Genomic DNA, 1,140 nt, shown 5'->3' on the forward strand with positions numbered 1-1,140 from the left:
GATAGCAAGCGATCAGGTCAAAAGTCTGCTACCATCCTGACAAGTGGGGGGCCGTCCACATCTGCAATCTGTATTGCGCCGCGGCCGCTCTGCAGACTCTCGTCGATATCTGGGCGAAGCCCAGCCCCATGAGTCGCTGAGCGCCCCCCGCCGGCCGGTGGAAACGAACGTAGCAGCGCGCTGTTCTCCGCAGCGCGGCACCCACCTTCCGGGCTGCGGAGCGCCCTCGCCCTGGCCGCCGCCGCCGCCGGATAATAGTTGGTTTCGCGAGATAGCAGCCCCACTTCCAACCCACGACCTCACGTTGTCGTCTTATCCTGCTACGAGCGATAAGTCTCTGCGAGTCGCAAGAAGTTTTTAAGCACCACGTGCCCGTCTTGGGTAAGGATCGATTCTGGGTGGAACTGCACACCAAAAGTTGGGTGATAACGATGTGCGAGGGCCATGATCTCGCCCTCGTCGGAACGCGCTCTCACCGTAAGATTCGGTGCGCATGACTCATCGAGCTCAACAACAAGAGAATGGTAGCGGCCAACGGAAAGTGGCGACGGTAGCTCCCTGAATAGCCCTCGGCCGTCATGCGTTACATACGAGGACCGACCGTGCATAGGGCAACGTGCACGCGCCACCCGTCCGCCGAATACGCTCCCAATACACTGGTGTCCGAGGCAGATGCCGAGAATTGGAACGCGACCCGAAAGTTCACGGACGACGGCCGTAGATACTCCGGCCTCAATTGGAGTGCACGGACCGGGGGAGATGACCACTGCGCACGGCTTGAGGTCAATGAGGTCGCTGACGCTGACCACGTCGTTCCGGAAGACTTCCGTTGCTTCACCAAGCTCCTGGAAATAGCGGGCAATGTTGAAGACGAAGGAGTCGTAGTTGTCGATGATGACAATCAAAGCGCACCGGATGTTTCAGCACGAAATGCGTCAAAGATTCGCTGCGCCTTGGCAAGCGTCTCCTCGTATTCTGCCGCCGGGTCCGACATCGCCGTTATACCGCTGCCTGCATGAAACACCGCCATATCATCGTCGATCGTCACAGTGCGGATCGCGATGTTCGTGTCCATCTGCCCGTTGAAGCCGATGAAACCGATCGCCCCGCAATAGACCTCGCGCGCCACACGCTCGATTT

General features: G+C 59.1%; 2 protein-coding genes. Both read right to left on the reverse strand.

Annotated features, from left to right (window positions below; translation table 11 throughout):
• Nucleotides 1-320: 320 nt before the first annotated feature.
• Nucleotides 321-905, reverse strand: coding sequence for an aminodeoxychorismate/anthranilate synthase component II (locus IVB13_RS22650; protein WP_247490650.1), 585 nt, complete (start codon nucleotides 903-905; stop codon nucleotides 321-323).
• Nucleotides 902-1,140: chorismate-binding protein (locus IVB13_RS22655; protein ID WP_247490446.1), on the reverse strand; the 239-nt coding region annotated here is incomplete at its 5' end. The genes IVB13_RS22655 and IVB13_RS22650, both read right to left, overlap by 4 nt.

The organism is Bradyrhizobium sp. 17 (genome assembly GCF_023073515.1).
Taxonomy (GTDB): domain Bacteria; phylum Pseudomonadota; class Alphaproteobacteria; order Rhizobiales; family Xanthobacteraceae; genus Bradyrhizobium; species Bradyrhizobium canariense_D.